At 60.6% G+C, this 13986-nt stretch carries 12 protein-coding genes; 7 read left to right on the top strand and 5 right to left on the bottom strand.

What is annotated here, in order from left to right:
* Positions 1 to 6 precede the first annotated feature (6 nt).
* Genes KNN17_RS15595 through KNN17_RS15575 form a run of 5 tightly spaced genes read right to left on the bottom strand, consistent with a single transcriptional unit; the run spans position 7 to position 4751 of the window.
* Entirely contained in the window at positions 7 to 1212 is a 1206-nt protein-coding gene (locus tag KNN17_RS15595; RefSeq protein ID WP_241709899.1) for an MFS transporter, read from the bottom strand.
* A gap of 18 nt (positions 1213 to 1230) precedes the next feature.
* Entirely contained in the window at positions 1231 to 2826 is a 1596-nt protein-coding gene (locus KNN17_RS15590) for a hypothetical protein (RefSeq protein ID WP_241709898.1), read from the bottom strand.
* 29 nt (positions 2827 to 2855) lie between these two features.
* The gene (gene rraA / locus KNN17_RS15585; protein WP_241709897.1) at positions 2856 to 3374 is read right to left on the bottom strand and encodes a ribonuclease E activity regulator RraA; all 519 of its coding nucleotides are present in this window, start codon (positions 3372 to 3374) and stop codon (positions 2856 to 2858) included.
* Complete coding sequence (locus tag KNN17_RS15580) at positions 3371 to 4366, bottom strand: amidohydrolase family protein (RefSeq protein ID WP_241709896.1); 996 nt, start codon at positions 4364 to 4366, stop codon at positions 3371 to 3373. Before KNN17_RS15580 ends, rraA begins: the two co-directional genes overlap by 4 nt.
* Positions 4367 to 4400: 34 nt before the next feature.
* Complete coding sequence (locus tag KNN17_RS15575; RefSeq protein WP_241709895.1) at positions 4401 to 4751, bottom strand: VOC family protein; 351 nt, start codon at positions 4749 to 4751, stop codon at positions 4401 to 4403.
* A 329-nt stretch (positions 4752 to 5080) separates the two neighbouring features.
* On the opposite strand from KNN17_RS15575, the gene KNN17_RS15570 reads away from it, so the two are divergent.
* The 7 genes from KNN17_RS15570 (at position 5081) to KNN17_RS15540 (ending at position 13933) form a co-directional block, all read left to right on the top strand.
* Positions 5081 to 5995, top strand: a complete 915-nt coding sequence (locus KNN17_RS15570) for a MurR/RpiR family transcriptional regulator (protein ID WP_241709894.1) — start codon at positions 5081 to 5083, stop codon at positions 5993 to 5995.
* Positions 5992 to 7596: an ABC transporter substrate-binding protein gene (locus KNN17_RS15565; protein ID WP_241709893.1), complete on the top strand. Its 1605-nt coding sequence runs from the start codon at positions 5992 to 5994 to the stop codon at positions 7594 to 7596. The genes KNN17_RS15570 and KNN17_RS15565 overlap by 4 nt, the downstream gene beginning before the upstream one ends.
* A 67-nt stretch (positions 7597 to 7663) precedes the next feature.
* Positions 7664 to 8581, top strand: coding sequence for an ABC transporter permease (locus KNN17_RS15560; RefSeq protein WP_241709892.1), 918 nt, complete (start codon positions 7664 to 7666; stop codon positions 8579 to 8581).
* Positions 8582 to 8586: 5 nt separating this feature from the next.
* Positions 8587 to 10587, top strand: coding sequence for a dipeptide/oligopeptide/nickel ABC transporter permease/ATP-binding protein (locus tag KNN17_RS15555; RefSeq protein ID WP_241709891.1), 2001 nt, complete (start codon positions 8587 to 8589; stop codon positions 10585 to 10587).
* Positions 10584 to 11648, top strand: coding sequence for an ABC transporter ATP-binding protein (locus tag KNN17_RS15550; RefSeq protein WP_241709890.1), 1065 nt, complete (start codon positions 10584 to 10586; stop codon positions 11646 to 11648). Before KNN17_RS15555 ends, KNN17_RS15550 begins: the two co-directional genes overlap by 4 nt.
* A complete protein-coding gene (locus tag KNN17_RS15545; protein ID WP_241709889.1) occupies positions 11645 to 12241 on the top strand; it encodes a methyltransferase in 597 nt (198 codons plus the stop codon). Before KNN17_RS15550 ends, KNN17_RS15545 begins: the two co-directional genes overlap by 4 nt.
* Before the next feature lie 96 nt (positions 12242 to 12337).
* Positions 12338 to 13933 (top strand): ABC transporter substrate-binding protein, encoded by a 1596-nt coding sequence (locus KNN17_RS15540; protein WP_241709888.1) that lies wholly within the window; start codon positions 12338 to 12340, stop codon positions 13931 to 13933.
* The last annotated feature ends 53 nt before the right edge of the window (positions 13934 to 13986 follow it).

Below are 13986 nucleotides of genomic sequence, written 5' to 3'. Positions count from 1 at the left end.
CCAATTTCAAGAATGGTCCGGCTTTTCAGTCGCGGATCCGACCTGGGCTGTCATGGCGAGCACCGCTGCGCTGGCCAACAGGGCCGCCGTGCACCAAAACACAGCGCCAACTCCCACAGGACCCGCGACGGCGGCCACCGTGAGAGGTATCGAGAACTGGGCCAACCTATTGGAAGTCATGCGCAGGCCGAGGGCAGCTCCGCGGGCCTGACGGGGGGCGAGCGAGACTACCCACGCCATCGTTAACGGTTGCGGCAGGCCCAGCCCGATTCCAATCAGGCACATGAGCGGGAGAGCCCACCATTGATCGGCTAATGGAAGGGCGCTGAGGCCCACTACCGCCAGAGCGATTGCGCTAATGAGGAGCTTCCTTCGGCCCAGGTTGTCGAGCAGCCTTGTCATACCAAAACGGCTACAAATTGTGAAGACAGCGCGCGAAGCCAACAGGAGCCCGACCGCCGTCACCGGAATCCGGCGCTCAACTGCCCAGAGTGGAAGAAAGGATGTGAGCAGGTCGACGGTGACAAGGACCGCGCCGCTCACGACCAGAGACTGCCACATCCCGGGCACCCCAAGGACGGAGCGGAGAGGGACGGAACGGTCCACGGGCAGGGGCTGCATGCGACTGGACCGGAGGCGCCGCTCGTGGCTGAACAGCGAGATTACCGGTGGCACCGCGACGAGGAGAAGTCCAAGGCATACGAGCAACCCGAAAGTGGTGTTCGGATGCGTACTGTCTGCAGCGGTCGCTGCGGCGATCGTAGCGACGGCCGGAGGTCCGATGAGCTGGCCGATGGAGGCGGCGGCGGTTAGCCCACCGAATGCTGTTTCCGATTTTCCTGGGGCTGCCAGTCGCGCGGTAAAGCTTTGCTGTCCGACTAGAAGTCCAATATGCCCCGCCCCGAGGAGAACCGCGGCAATAAGGAGCCCCGCATGCATGGGGAACAGGAGTGCGACCAGGGTTCCGATAACTGCTAGTGACAGGCCGGCCGCGCACACCACCGCGCTCCCGAACCGGTCGGCGATCCGACCGGTCGGGAGCGCGATGAGGAGACCGGCGAGTGCGAACGCAGAAGACTGCACTCCCAAGAAGAACGGATCGCCCGTGATGGCGAGCGTCTGGTAGCTCATGATGAGCCGGACTCCCAGCCACGCCGATTGGCCGACCGCCGTCTGCACCCACAGTGCAAGCGGTTTTTCGCCGTTCTTCACCTCACCGATGCGATTCACCTAGGACACGAACTCGAAAGCAAAAACCTTCGCAAGGTGGAGGTTGAACCGCAGTTGAACTGCTTGGCCTGCGAGGTCGCTGAGTTTTCCACCACGCCAAGTGACGTCCTGAGCCAGTTCGTTTCCCGAGAGCAAAGGGGCATCGTCGAGCTTAAACCCGGGGAGCGGCTTTCCTTTCGCGTCGAGGACTTCAACACGGACAGATCCGGCGGAGCCGCGCGTCTTGAAGTTAAGCTTCAACTGGTTGCCGGTAACGACCAGCTGATGGGTCGTAAATTGGCCCCGGTCATCAGCGATGACTGCCGATACCCGGTCCTTTTTCCAAGTTGCATATCCGGGGATCCCGAGCGGGGGGCGGCCGAATCTGGGGTACTTGTACGGCTTCTCGTAACCCACAACAGGGATGCCGATGCGGTCACCGGGAAGGTCGACGATGCCGTATCCGGCCTCAAGGTCGTCATACTCGAATTCGCTGGTTCCATCTTCGGGTGAGGCGATGCGGTTCCCGGGTGACCAATTCCAGTACAACCCGTCGGAGCTCACGGCCAGAGCGATGTCCCGGTTGTTTGTGTTGATGTTGAACATCGTCGCGTACATAAGGTACACATCCTCGGTGCCCGGATACTTCTGGACCGGACAGTGCATGATGTCCGATGCCGCGTGGGCTGTCAGTGGAACCTCCAGGACCGGGTAAGGGGTCGACCAGGTCTTGAAGTCTGAGGTCTCGGTGCGCCCCGCTGAGCGGCGGCCGGCCCGCTGCATGCGGAAGTAGCTGACATATTTCTGGACCTTCTCGTCCCAGAATGCGGTGTTCATCTGGTCGGAGCAGTACATTACCAGGGGCTCGGGCAGAGCGGTCCAGTGGATGCCGTCAGGTGAAACGGCACCGGCGGTCGTGGCGAACGTGCCATCCTTTCCGGGCTTCCCCTTCGTGGACTTGGGGTCCATGTCCTCGCCGAAGCGCTCCTTCTGGCGTGCGAGGAATCCTGCGGGATCGTCATATTTTTCTTCGGCCCGGTAGATCAGCTTGAACCGCTCCTCGGGAGGCGCGGTTTCGTCCAGGAACACCGCGCCGCTGGCGAAGTGATTGGGGCTGAGTTCGCGGCCGTACACCCAGTTGGTCGGCTGGCCTTTGTAGTCCTGCAGCCCAAGCTCGGGCTTGTGCCAGCTGAGGCCATCTTCGGACTCGGCATAGCAGAGCACCCAGCCGACGTCCCAGTGCCATTTGAGGTCCGGAGTGTCGTGGTGGTCCGGCGGCACGACCGTGTACCACATCTTGTACTTGCCCTCGTGGACAATGACGTTATTGACGTACATCAGGTAGGCCTGTTCCCAGGGCTTGTCCGTTGGGAAGATCGGACCGATCAGGTGTGCTTTCTCGGCTTCGATTCGAATGCCGAACGGCGTGTCCGCAAGGGCTACCGGTTCCGGGCTGGCTGCCCCCCACTGGGACATCTTCTTGGGGGTCTCTCCGGTCCCGACAGTGGCGGGGTTCACCCAGTTGATATCGCCGACACTGATAAGGCGCCAGTCGACGAAGAGCTGGGGGCCGTGGGGTTTGAGCGGAAGTTTCTGTTCGGGCGTGATCAAGAGCATGCGTTTCTCCTCCTGGGAGTGGTCTCGTGCTAGCTGGCGTGCACCGGGGTGGCGGAAATGACGATTCCGTCGGCGTCGGCGTAGACCCAGTCACCTTCATTGATGGTTATTCCGCCGATTTTGATGGTTCCGCCGATGCGGCCGCTGTGCAGATTGCGTTCGGTCTTACGGGGGAACAGTCCCACTGCTCGGATTCCGATCGGGGTTGCCGAGAGTTCGGCGATGTCGCGGACGCATCCGTGGATGACCAGGCCTGCCCAGCCGTTGTCCGCTGCGCGCTTGGCGAGGTTGCCTCCCAGAAGGGAGGCCCGGGTCGATCCGGCTCCATCTACGACGAGGACTCGTCCCTCGCCGGGGGTTACAACGAGGTCGCGGATTGGCGCATTGTCTTCAAAGACCTTCACGGTCAGTGCCGGACCGGCGAATTTTGTGGTTCCGCCAAAGTCCTGCAGCAGGTTCGGGAGGAGTACACCGACGCTATCGTTCTGGTCGCAGAGATCGGAGGTCGCGAATTCGATGGTGTTGGTGGGTGCGGTCGTAGTGGTCACAGCTTGATCCTCGGGTATACCTTGAGCGCGTTTCCGGAGAGGATTTTCTCCTTGTCAGCATCGCTGAGGTTGGGGTTCTCGGTGATGAAGTGCGCGGTGTCGTCGAACGTGGTCCCGGTTTCGGGGTCGATGTGCTTCGAGGTGCCAAAGGGCTCCGTGGCGAAAAGGATGTTGTCGATCGGCGCCTTGCGGATGAGCATGTCCATGGAATCGCGGTCGTAAATCGCGGTATCGACGTAAATGCGCTTGATCGCTTCTTCGAACGGCATCCGGTTCGTTCCCAAGTGGAGCGAGCGGTGCCGGTTGTAGTGGAAAGGCCACGAACCGCCGCCGTGGGGGACTATCAGCTTCAGGTCCGGGTAACGGTCGAAGAGGTCGGACCAGGCAAGCTCGAAGAAGGCCATGGCGTCGTGGTTCGTGTAGTGGGAGCCATTGAGGTGCAGTGCCGGATTGACACAGGAAGTGGCATGCATCAAGCCTGGTACCTGGAGCTCGATCATGGCCTCCCACAACGGGTTCCACCATGCGTCGCTGAGTTTGGGCGTGAACGGCTGACCACCGCCGGAGATGTCGGCATTGATATTGCAGCCAACGAATCCGAGCTGAAGAACCACCCGCTCGAGCTCATCAATCCACTGCTTGGGCTTGACGCCCGGGGACTGCGGCAGCTGGGCTGCGCCAAGGAACTTGTCGGGGAACATTTCGCAGACCCGGGCGATGAGGTCGTTGTTCGTCTGTGCCCAATAGAGGCTCATCTTGAAGTCGCCGACTTCGTGGCCCATCCCTGAGGCGCGGGGGGAGAAGATCATGCGGTCGATCTTGTGCTTTTCCATGCGCTCAAGATGGCCTCGTACTGAGTCAGCCAGTTGCTGGTCGGAGATCTTCAACGGCCGGCCCTTGGTCGGCCTGTTGCGCTGGGAGAGCTGCCGGCCACGGTAGGCATCGAGCGCCTGCGGCGCCGTCGTGAAATGGGCGTGGGATTCGATAATCACAATTGGATCCTCTCTGTCAGGTTGTCGGACGCGTTCACTCAGCGAGCTGCCACTTGCCGCCGGCGATGTCGACGAAGTTGCTCACCGTGCGACCGGTCGGGGTGGGGTGGTGCTCGCGGGTGAAGCTCACGCCCGCGCCCTTGATGAGTTCGATGGTCGCGTCTGCGTCATCGACAGCGAAGGCAATGTGATCGATCTTGCTTGCGTCGAGCTTGTCGTCCTGGCGGATCTCAAACATCACCTGGTTCTCACCCGGGAGCGCCACTTCGACGGAGCCACGATCTTCCATACGGCGCAGAACCCCAAACCCGATCGACGTGAAGAAGCCGACGGTTTCTTCGAGGTTGGGGACTTTGATGTCGATGTGATCGACGCGTGTGAGCATGGGATCTCCTTTGACGATTCGGTAATGCCTCAAGTCGAGACACGGGGAGCTTGGGGCGGCTCTAGTACGGGATCGCCGCCTTGCGTTCCACTCTGAATCTTGCAGTCAATCTTGCAAGATGTCAACTTACTTGCAAGAAGCGTTAGATTTCAGCACTGGGCTTGCAACTTGAGTAATCGACGTATTTATAAGGAATATTGGCCCCTTAGATCCAAAAACCTATTGACACGCCCCGGAGCAATCCTGCAGAGTGACTTCAGCAATGCAAGTTGTATTGCAGGCAGGGTATGTTTTGCAGGTACAGAACATCTCGAAAAATGGAGCTAGAAATGCGACTCAGTGACGCTTTGCAAAGCAAGGCAGGAAGTCTTACCGAAGCAGACCGCCGGATTGGCAACACGCTTCTGACGTCCTCCTTCGGTGTCGCCGGCCTGACGGCGGCGCAAATCGCGGTCGAAGCGAAGGTTCACGAATCATCGGTGGTACGTTTTGCCCAGAAACTTGGTTACGACGGCTTTCCCAGCCTCCGCGCCGAGCTCATCGCCGATTTCGAACGACAGGTCGACAGGGCGGGTATACGCTCGGCCAGAACGAAGGCCAACCGCGACCCTTCACTCGCGGCCATCGTGGCGGCCCAGATTGAACTGCTCTCAGACCTTCCACGCATCATCGAGCAATCCTCCATCGAGTCAGCCGCCGAGATCCTTTGGGCGGCCCGTCAAGTCCTTGTACTCGGCCGCGGCCTGATGAGCGCACCGGCCGTGTTCATGACCAGGAAACTTGGCCTGCTGGGCGTTCCTGCCATCCACTCCGACCAGGGCGGCGGCGAGGCCGTCGAACGGGCGGCTCTCCTTCGCGAGGGCGACGCCGTGCTCATCTTCGCATTCAACGAAGAGTATGCCTTCCTTGCTCCCCTCATTGTGGCGCTCAAGGCCCGGGGGGTGCGGGGCATCCTGGTCACCGACCAGGCATCGCTTTTCGAAGATTCCTTGCCTGAGGTGGTTCTGCCGGTGCCCCGCCGCCACAACGATCACGGTGTCATGGCTGCGATCAGCATTGTTGGATATGCCATTCAATTTGCCATGGCCGACCAAAGGCCTGAGCAAGCACGAAAAGTGTCCAGTGAGATCGTCAAGCTCGCAGCTTCGAGCCGTTTCAGCCACGCCACCCGCGATTACGACCACATACCGAACTTCGGTCAGGAATACCCGGCCGAACCCCAACAGAATGGAGCGTCTCGATGATGAGAGTCTTGAAGTTATCCGCGGCACTGGTCATTGGTGCCATGGCCTTGGCCGGGTGCTCCAGCGGCACCACCATCGGTCAGTTCGACTGGCCCCAGACAGGCACCCCGGGCGGAGGCGGCAACCTCACAGTAGTCAGCAACTCGGAGCTGTCGAGTCTCGAGCCCGGCGAAGCGGGGACCTCCGGCCAAGCCTTCCCCGTCCTGCGGAATGTGTTGCAGGGCCTGTTGACTCGCGACACGAAAACCAACGAGATCAAGCAACTGCTGGCGACCAAATGGTCCGCACCCGACGCGCTCCATTGGGTATTCGATCTTCGGCAGGACGTGACCTGGCACGACGGCACCCCTCTCACCGCCGAGAGCGCCGCCAAGTCACTGACGTACATCTGGAACAAGAAGATCCCCTACGCAGGCAACTTCGTCAGCGACCCGGTCACCTTCTCGGCAACCGACAAGTACACGCTCACCATGACGCTGACAAAACCGGACACCTTGGTACCCGCAAAGATGACCGTCATGCCGCTCGCTTCACCGACCCAGATCGCAAACGCACCCGAGACACTTCCCAAACACCCCATCGGCACCGGTCCTTACAAGTTTGTTTCGTGGACGCCGGGCACCGATGTGAAGCTCGAACTCAACAAGAACTACTTCGATCTTCACCCCGGCATGTTCGACACCGTGGACTGGGTCTTCCGATCCGAAAGCCAGGTGCGGGCCCAGCTCGTCCAGACCGGCGAAGCCGACATAGCCATGGGTGTAACGCCTGATCAATGCCAAGGAGCCACAACAAACGGGGCACGCTGCACCGAAGTCCAGACCAACGGTTTCCGCTTCCTCCGGCCCGACCAATACAACCAGACCGTGCTTTCCGATCCCCGTATCCGGCAGGCAATAGCTCAAGGTGTTGACCGCAGCGGAATTATCTCCGCCTTCATCTCCAAAGACGGCAAGGCGCTCGACAATGCGGGTCCGGTCGGCATGGTGGGCTTCAACCAGGACGTGCAAACAGAAAAATACGACCCGGACGCCGCCAAGAAGCTCGTAGCAGAAGCAAAGGCTGCGGGAGTAAACACCGCACTGCCGCTCACGATCAAGTACCGTGTCGGATTCTTCCCGAACATCGACAACATGGCCCAAACCGTCGCGACCAACCTCAACGCAATCGGACTCAACGCCAAGGTCCAGGCGATGACCGACGCCGAGGGCCTCGCGGAGTACCGCCAAAACTTCGATGGCAACACCATCGAGAAGATCCCGGCTGATCGCGGCTGGATCTACCTGGCCACAACGTCGAATGACCTCTATGACTTCTCCCAGCCCGCGGACACGCTTCTCACATGCCACGGCAAGTTCTCCGTCTACTGCAACGCGGCGTTCGAAACCGAGTACAAGAAGGCCAACCTGATGGTCGGGGATGCGCGCCAGAAAGCCTTCGCGGACCTGTGGGCGAAGTTCTACGGGAAAGACCTCCCGTTCCTTCCGATCGCCCAGCCCGTGAACGATTTCGTCATCTCGGGGCGTACCCAGATTCAGCCCCGCTCGGACATGTTCCTACCCCTCACCGAGGCCCGCGGTCCGATCTCTGCCGGCAAATGAAAGCCCCGGCGCCCCCTCCTGAACCCTAGATCGGAGGGGGCGCCGGATCACCCCCAGAAGGCGCATCATGACTGTATACGTGATCAAACGGCTGGTCTCGGCTTTTGCCGTGATCTTCCTGGTACTCACCGCCATATTCTTCGTCACCCAACTCCTGGGCGACCCCGTCCAGCTGGTGTTGGGCGACACTGCCAACCCCGAACAAATCCTTGCGGTGCGCGACCGTCTCGGGCTGAACGACCCCATCTGGGTGCAGTACTGGCACTTCGTGACGCGGGCCGCCCAGGGTTCCTTCGGAGACTCATTCTGGCAGCAGTTGCCGGCCCTTGGACTTGTTTTCTCCAGGCTTCCGGCCACGCTGCTGCTCTCACTCGCAACGATCGCAATCATCGTTCCGATCGGAGTCACCTTGGGTACTTTGGCCGCCTACCACCAAGGGAGCGTGCTTGAGAGGATCATCAACTTCTTCTCCATCGTCGGAAGTTCTCTCGTGTCGTTCTGGCTTGCCCTGATGCTCATCCTGTTGTTCGCTGTGACCTTGCGCCTCTTGCCGACCTCCGGGTACGGCTCTCCCGCCAACATCATCCTGCCCGCAGTGACATTGGCCACCCTGCAGGTCGGTACGCTCGCCCAGGTCACCCGGACCAGCGTGTCTGAACAACTCTCATCAAGCTTCGTTTCCGCGGCCCGCGCCCGTGGGCTGTCCCCCGCCCGGGTCATGATCCGCTATGCCCTCCGAAATGCGCTCATCCCCATCTTCACGGTTGCATCCGGCATGCTCATCACTTTGGTCAACGGCGCGGTGATCGCAGAAGTTGTTTTCGGGTGGCCAGGAGTCGGACTCCTCATTCTTCAAGCAATCCAGCAGGGAGACCTGCCTCTTATCCAAGCCGCGATATTCGTGACTGCCAGCCTCATCGTCATCCTGACGCTACTGGTCGATCTCGCCTACCTTCGCATCAACCCCCGAGTGAGGCTCCAATGACGTCGATGAAGACGGCACCCGAAACTCCCGCCGTAGTGACAATCACACCGACTATTCAAAGTTCGAGAAGCCCGCTTCGGCTTCTCATCAAATCGGGGCTGGCCGATCCGCTTGTCATCGCCAGTGTCATCTGGATCGTGCTTGTCATTGTCGCGATTACCTTCCGCGGCGCCATCCTTCCCGCAGGCTGGCAAGACTCCGTGCTGGTGAACCGGCTTAAGCCCCCTTTCACCACTGACTCAGCAGGCGTCCTTCACCTCCTTGGCACCGACGCACTCGGGCGTGACTACCTCATGCAGATGGTCGCCGGCACAGGAGCGACCGTATTTCCCGCGCTGACAGCCGCCGCCATCGGCCTCGTCTTCGGTCTCAGCGTCGGCGCAGTCGCCGGTTACATGGGGGGAAGAGTCGACGCAGTCGTTTTGCGCATCACGGAATTCCAGATGGCGTTCCCGTCCCTGCTCCTCGCGATCCTCATTCTTGCCAGCCTCGGATCCAGCATCGGCGTACTGATCATCGTCCTCGCTCTCGGTGCGTGGACCGGTATTGCCAGGGTGAGCCGCGGGCTCGCCTTGGAACTCCGGGAACTCGCCTTTGTCGACTCCGCCCGCGTCATCGGCGGCTCCAACCCGAGAATCATCATCCGCCACATCGCCCCTAACCTGTTCACCTCAGTGCTCGTGCTGGGCACACTCGAAGTCGCTGCCCTCATGCTCAGTGCCGCAGGCCTTGACTTCCTTGGACTCGGCGTCCAGCCACCCGAAACCTCCTGGGGGCAATTGGTGTCGAAGGGCCGCGAGACCCTCGCGTCGGCCTGGTGGCTGGTTGTCATCCCCGGTTTGGCGATCTTCCTCACAACTTTGGCGGTGAACCTCATCGCTGTTTGGCTCCGGAACAACCTCGACGTCGACCAACGATCCAGAAACCTCGCGAAGGTCGCCCGCAAGACTGAAATCAAGTTCGACCCCGATGAAACACCGGAACCTCCCAGGGCGCAGGGCGAACAAGGAGCTCACAGCACGTCCAACGCCATTCTCGAAGTGCGCGACCTTTTCGTGGACTTCTCAACAGAACGCGGCGTGGCCAAAGCTATTCGAGGAGTCTCATGGGGGATCGGACGAGCCGAGGTTCTCGCCATTGTCGGTGAGTCCGGTTCGGGGAAGAGCGTCACCGCCCGGGCAATCATGGGAATCCTTGAGCGCCCCCAGGCCCGCATTCGCCGCGGGGCCATCGACTATGGCGGGGTAGACCTTCTCACAATCCCCGACAGCAAACGACGGGAGATCTACGGCGCCGGCATCTCGATGGTGCAACAGGACGCACTGGCAGCACTGAACCCCTCGGCAACGATCGCCACGCACCTTATCGAAGTCATACAAGCACATCAAGAAGGAGTGTCACGCAAAGAGGCGCGCGATCAGGCCGGTGATTTGCTGCGCAAGGTGGGAATCCCAGACCCGATTGTTCGGCTCGATGACTACCCCCACCAGTTCTCCGGGGGAATGCGTCAGCGCGTACTCATTGCAATGGCCATTGCGAATTCGCCCGCGGTACTCATTGCCGACGAACCGACTACCGCCCTTGACGTGACCATTCAGGCGCAGATCGTCAAACTCCTTCTCGACCTCCGAAAGTCGACTGCGATGAGCATCGTCCTCATCACGCACGATCTTTCCCTCGTCGCCGAAAGCGCCGACCGAGTGGTGGTCATGTACGCGGGCCGCGTCATGGAATCGGGCCCGGTCCACGAGATCATTTCCCATCCGGCACACCCTTACACCAAGCAACTGCTGGCAGCGACTCCTGATGTCATGGTGACGAGCGAGCGTCTCAAGCCAATTCCTGGTTCCCCGCCGAGCCCGATGCGCATTCCTTCAGGATGCCCCTTCAACCCGAGGTGCGAAAAGGCTCAGGACATCTGCCGGGAGGTCCGGCCGAACGAACTCCATCTCACTCCGACGAGATCCAGTGCATGCCATTTTGCCGAGGAGGTGGTTTCCCAGTGACCACAACATCGATCCCGGCCGTGCAGGACACTCTGCAACCTGCGCTGGAAATTCATGGTGTCACCAAGAAATTCAACGTCAAACGATCCCGCTCCTCCAAGAAGGGCATCGTCCAGGCCGTAACAGGCGTCGACCTGACGGTTAGGCCGGGCACAACCCTTGGCATCGTCGGCGAGTCAGGGTGCGGGAAGAGCACACTGGCCCGGCTGCTGGCTGGCCTCGAGCACCCAACAAGCGGTGAAGGCCAGATCGCCGGACTCGACGCGTTTTCCACCAAGCGCGCGCAGCGGCTGGAGCGGGCCCGGAAGCTTCAAATGGTCTTCCAGGATCCCTACACCTCACTGGACCCTCGGATGACCATCTTCCAACTGCTCAGCGAGCCGTGGTCGGTTCATCGAGGCTTCCTGCCTAAAGACCAATGGCAGGCCACCGCTGAGAAGACCCTCGAAATCGTCGGACTCGACCCGTCGCTGCTGACGTCCACGGTGCGGTCCCTTTCAGGGGGGCAGCGACAGAGAATCGGCTTGGCCCGTGCGCTGGCATTGCGGCCGAAAGTTCTGGTCCTTGACGAACCGGTATCGGCCCTGGACGTATCGGTACAGGCACAGATCGTTGAACTCCTTCGCGATCTGCAGACCCAGACCGGCATGGCCATGATCTTCATTGCCCACGACCTGGCAGTAGTGCGCAGCCTCGCAACCGACGTCGCCGTGATGTACCTGGGCCGCGTAGTCGAGACAGGTCCGACCGAACCTGTCTACAACAACCCACAGCATCCCTACACACAAGCTCTGCTATCAGCTGCGCCAAGCTTCCACCAACCGAGCACCGAACGACAGCTCGTGCTCCAAGGAGAGGTTCCCAGCCCACGAAACATCCCGAGCGGTTGTCCGTTCAGGACCCGTTGCTGGAAGGCCCAGGACGTGTGCAGCACGGATCGCCCAACGCTCGAAAGTCACAGCCGGCACCCGGCCGCCTGCCATTTCCCCGGCAACGACTTCCCCAAGCCCGCCGATGCCAGAACCGACATCGGCTCCGCCCCAGAAAAGGAAAACCCATGACAGACACCATCGAAACCACCCGCACCGGCTCCGCCGAACTGATCGAACGATTCCGCAACATACCCGCCGCGAACGTCGGTGACTCCATGGACCGGCTGGGCGCCTTGGCCCACATCGGAACTGTCTGGCCCGGCGCGCGCATGATCGGAACCGCCTACACCGTTTGGACCCGAGCCGGTGACAACATCACCATCCACGAAGCAATCGCGGCCGCCAGCGAAGGCGACGTCATCGTAATCAACGGTGAAGGTGACACCACCCGCGCGCTCCTCGGAGAAATGATGGGCAACAAGGCGCAGAAGCGCGGCATCCGAGGGTTCGTCGTCGACGGTATGGTGCGCGACGCAGATGGCCTCAGGGAAATCGGCCTCCCCGTCTTCGCCCGCGGCGTTACCCCGGCCGGCCCCTACAAGAGCGGCCCCGGCCGCCTGAACGAAACCATTGCCTGCGGAAACGTCGCCGTCTCCCCCGGAGACATCATCATCGGCGACGACGACGGCGTCGTCGTCGTCCCGCGCGCCCGGGCCCAAGAAATCCTCGAGCGCGCCGAGGCCGTATTCAAGAAGGAGGAACTCAAGCGCGAAGCCTTCTAGGCGGCACCACACGACAACCCCCACCAGAACCCAGATCAAATCAGCAACCGGCGTAAAAACGCCGGAAACGAATGGACGACATCAATGAAGATGCGCATGACTTCCATTGCCCTGGCAATGATCGTCGTACTCGCCGGCGGGACCATCACCGGATGCAACCCGGGTACGTCCACTTCGAGCAGTTTTGACTGGCCCTCTGATGGACCACCCGGTGGCGGGGGGAAACTCGTCGTCGCGGGTACCACTGAGCTAGCAAGTCTTGAGCCCGGCGAAGCAGGCTCTGCAGCCCATGCGATCCCCGTGATGCGAAATGTGTTTCAACCACTCTTGAACCGCAACACCAAAACGAGCGCGATTGAACCGCTCCTCGCCACCAAGTGGACCCCCATCGATAACTCGCATTGGCAGTTCACGCTCCGCCAAGGCGTTACCTGGCACGACGGTACTCCACTCAACGCCAAGACTGCCGCAGCTTCGCTTACTTACATCTGGAACCCGAAGCTGACGTACTCCAGCAACTACGTCAGCGGCAAAGCGCGGTTCTACGCCATCGACGATTACACGCTGGGAGTCGAGCTTGGGCAGGCTGACCCTCTCTTCGCGGCGCGGATGACGATGTTGCCTCTTGCTTCACCGACACAGATTGCACAATCCCCCGGCACCCTTCCAAGCCATCCGATCGGCACGGGCCCGTACGAATTCGTCTCTTGGGCTCCGGGTCAAAACGTCAAGTTGAAACTCTACGAAAAGTCATGGCAGGCCGCGCCCGGCATGTTCGATACCGTCGAGTGGACCTTCCTGCAAGAAAGCCAGGTCCGCGCGCAAAAAGTTCAAACAGGTGAAGCGGACATCGCGCTGGGCACCACTAACGAGCAGTGCAAAGCCAGCGCTCAGAATGGTGCCCGCTGTGTCGGCGTCATCTCGAACGGCATCCGCTACCTTCGTATCGACGAATACCATCAGACAACTCTCGCCGACCTTCGCATACGTCAGGCGATAGCCTATGCGATCGACCGAAAAGCCATCGCGGCGGCCTTCATCACACCGGAAACCGGCGTTGCCAACAACCCGGGATCCCAAGGCATGGTTGGGTTCACGAGCGATGTGGATTTCCCCTACGATCCGCAGAAGGCCGCTGAATTGGTAAGGGAAGCCGCGGCAGACGGTGCGGACATCAAGGTCCCTCTCTCAGTGAAGTACCGGGTCGACATGTTCCCGAACGTGGCCGACATCGCCCAAACCATCGTCACCAACCTCAAAGCCGCCGGTCTGAATGCAAAAGTGGCCGCTGAGACGGAAGCAGTCGGCCTGGATCAATACCGGCAAACAAACCAGGGCAAGACGATCGAAGACATCCCCGAAGACCGCGGTTGGCTGTTCCTTGCCCGAACATCAAGCGAACTCTTCGACTTCTCGCAGCCCGCAAGCTCCATCCTCGAGTGCGACGGAAAATTCTCGGTCTACTGCGAACCGGGGTTTACGGCCAGCCTCGAAGCAGCCAAGAAACTGATAGGCGACGAGCGCAAGGCCGCGATGGAAAACCTGTGGAAGAAGTACTACGCCGAACAGGTTCCAATACTCCCGCTCACGCAGCAGACCGATGAATACGTCATTTCCGGTCGCATGCAAATCACGCCGAGGGCCGACATGTTCCTCCCCCTTGCCGAAGCACGCTCCTTGCGACAGAAGTAAGCTCGTCCGTCTCTGGATCAAGTCCGTTCAGAAAGAGTTTCCATGAACCAAAC

The sequence above is a fragment of the Arthrobacter bambusae genome, assembly GCF_022606295.1.
GTDB classification, from domain to species: Bacteria; Actinomycetota; Actinomycetes; order Actinomycetales; family Micrococcaceae; genus Arthrobacter; species Arthrobacter bambusae_A.
The sequence above is the reverse complement of the archived record's forward strand: the minus strand, read 5'-3'. Positions and strand labels throughout refer to the sequence as shown.

What these genes read in the sequence shown, in the direction of transcription:
- KNN17_RS15560 (WP_241709892.1), top strand. Translation starts at nt 7,664, where the DNA reads ATGACTGTATACGTGATCAAACGGCTGGTCTCGGCTTTTGCCGTGATC.
- KNN17_RS15545 (WP_241709889.1), top strand. Translation starts at nt 11,645, where the DNA reads ATGACAGACACCATCGAAACCACCCGCACCGGCTCCGCCGAACTGATC.
- KNN17_RS15565 (WP_241709893.1), top strand. Translation starts at nt 5,992, where the DNA reads ATGATGAGAGTCTTGAAGTTATCCGCGGCACTGGTCATTGGTGCCATG.
- KNN17_RS15555 (WP_241709891.1), top strand. Translation starts at nt 8,587, where the DNA reads ATGAAGACGGCACCCGAAACTCCCGCCGTAGTGACAATCACACCGACT.
- KNN17_RS15575 (WP_241709895.1), bottom strand. Translation starts at nt 4,751, where the DNA reads ATGCTCACACGCGTCGATCACATCGACATCAAAGTCCCCAACCTCGAA.
- KNN17_RS15590 (WP_241709898.1), bottom strand. Translation starts at nt 2,826, where the DNA reads ATGCTCTTGATCACGCCCGAACAGAAACTTCCGCTCAAACCCCACGGC.
- KNN17_RS15540 (WP_241709888.1), top strand. Translation starts at nt 12,338, where the DNA reads ATGACTTCCATTGCCCTGGCAATGATCGTCGTACTCGCCGGCGGGACC.
- KNN17_RS15570 (WP_241709894.1), top strand. Translation starts at nt 5,081, where the DNA reads ATGCGACTCAGTGACGCTTTGCAAAGCAAGGCAGGAAGTCTTACCGAA.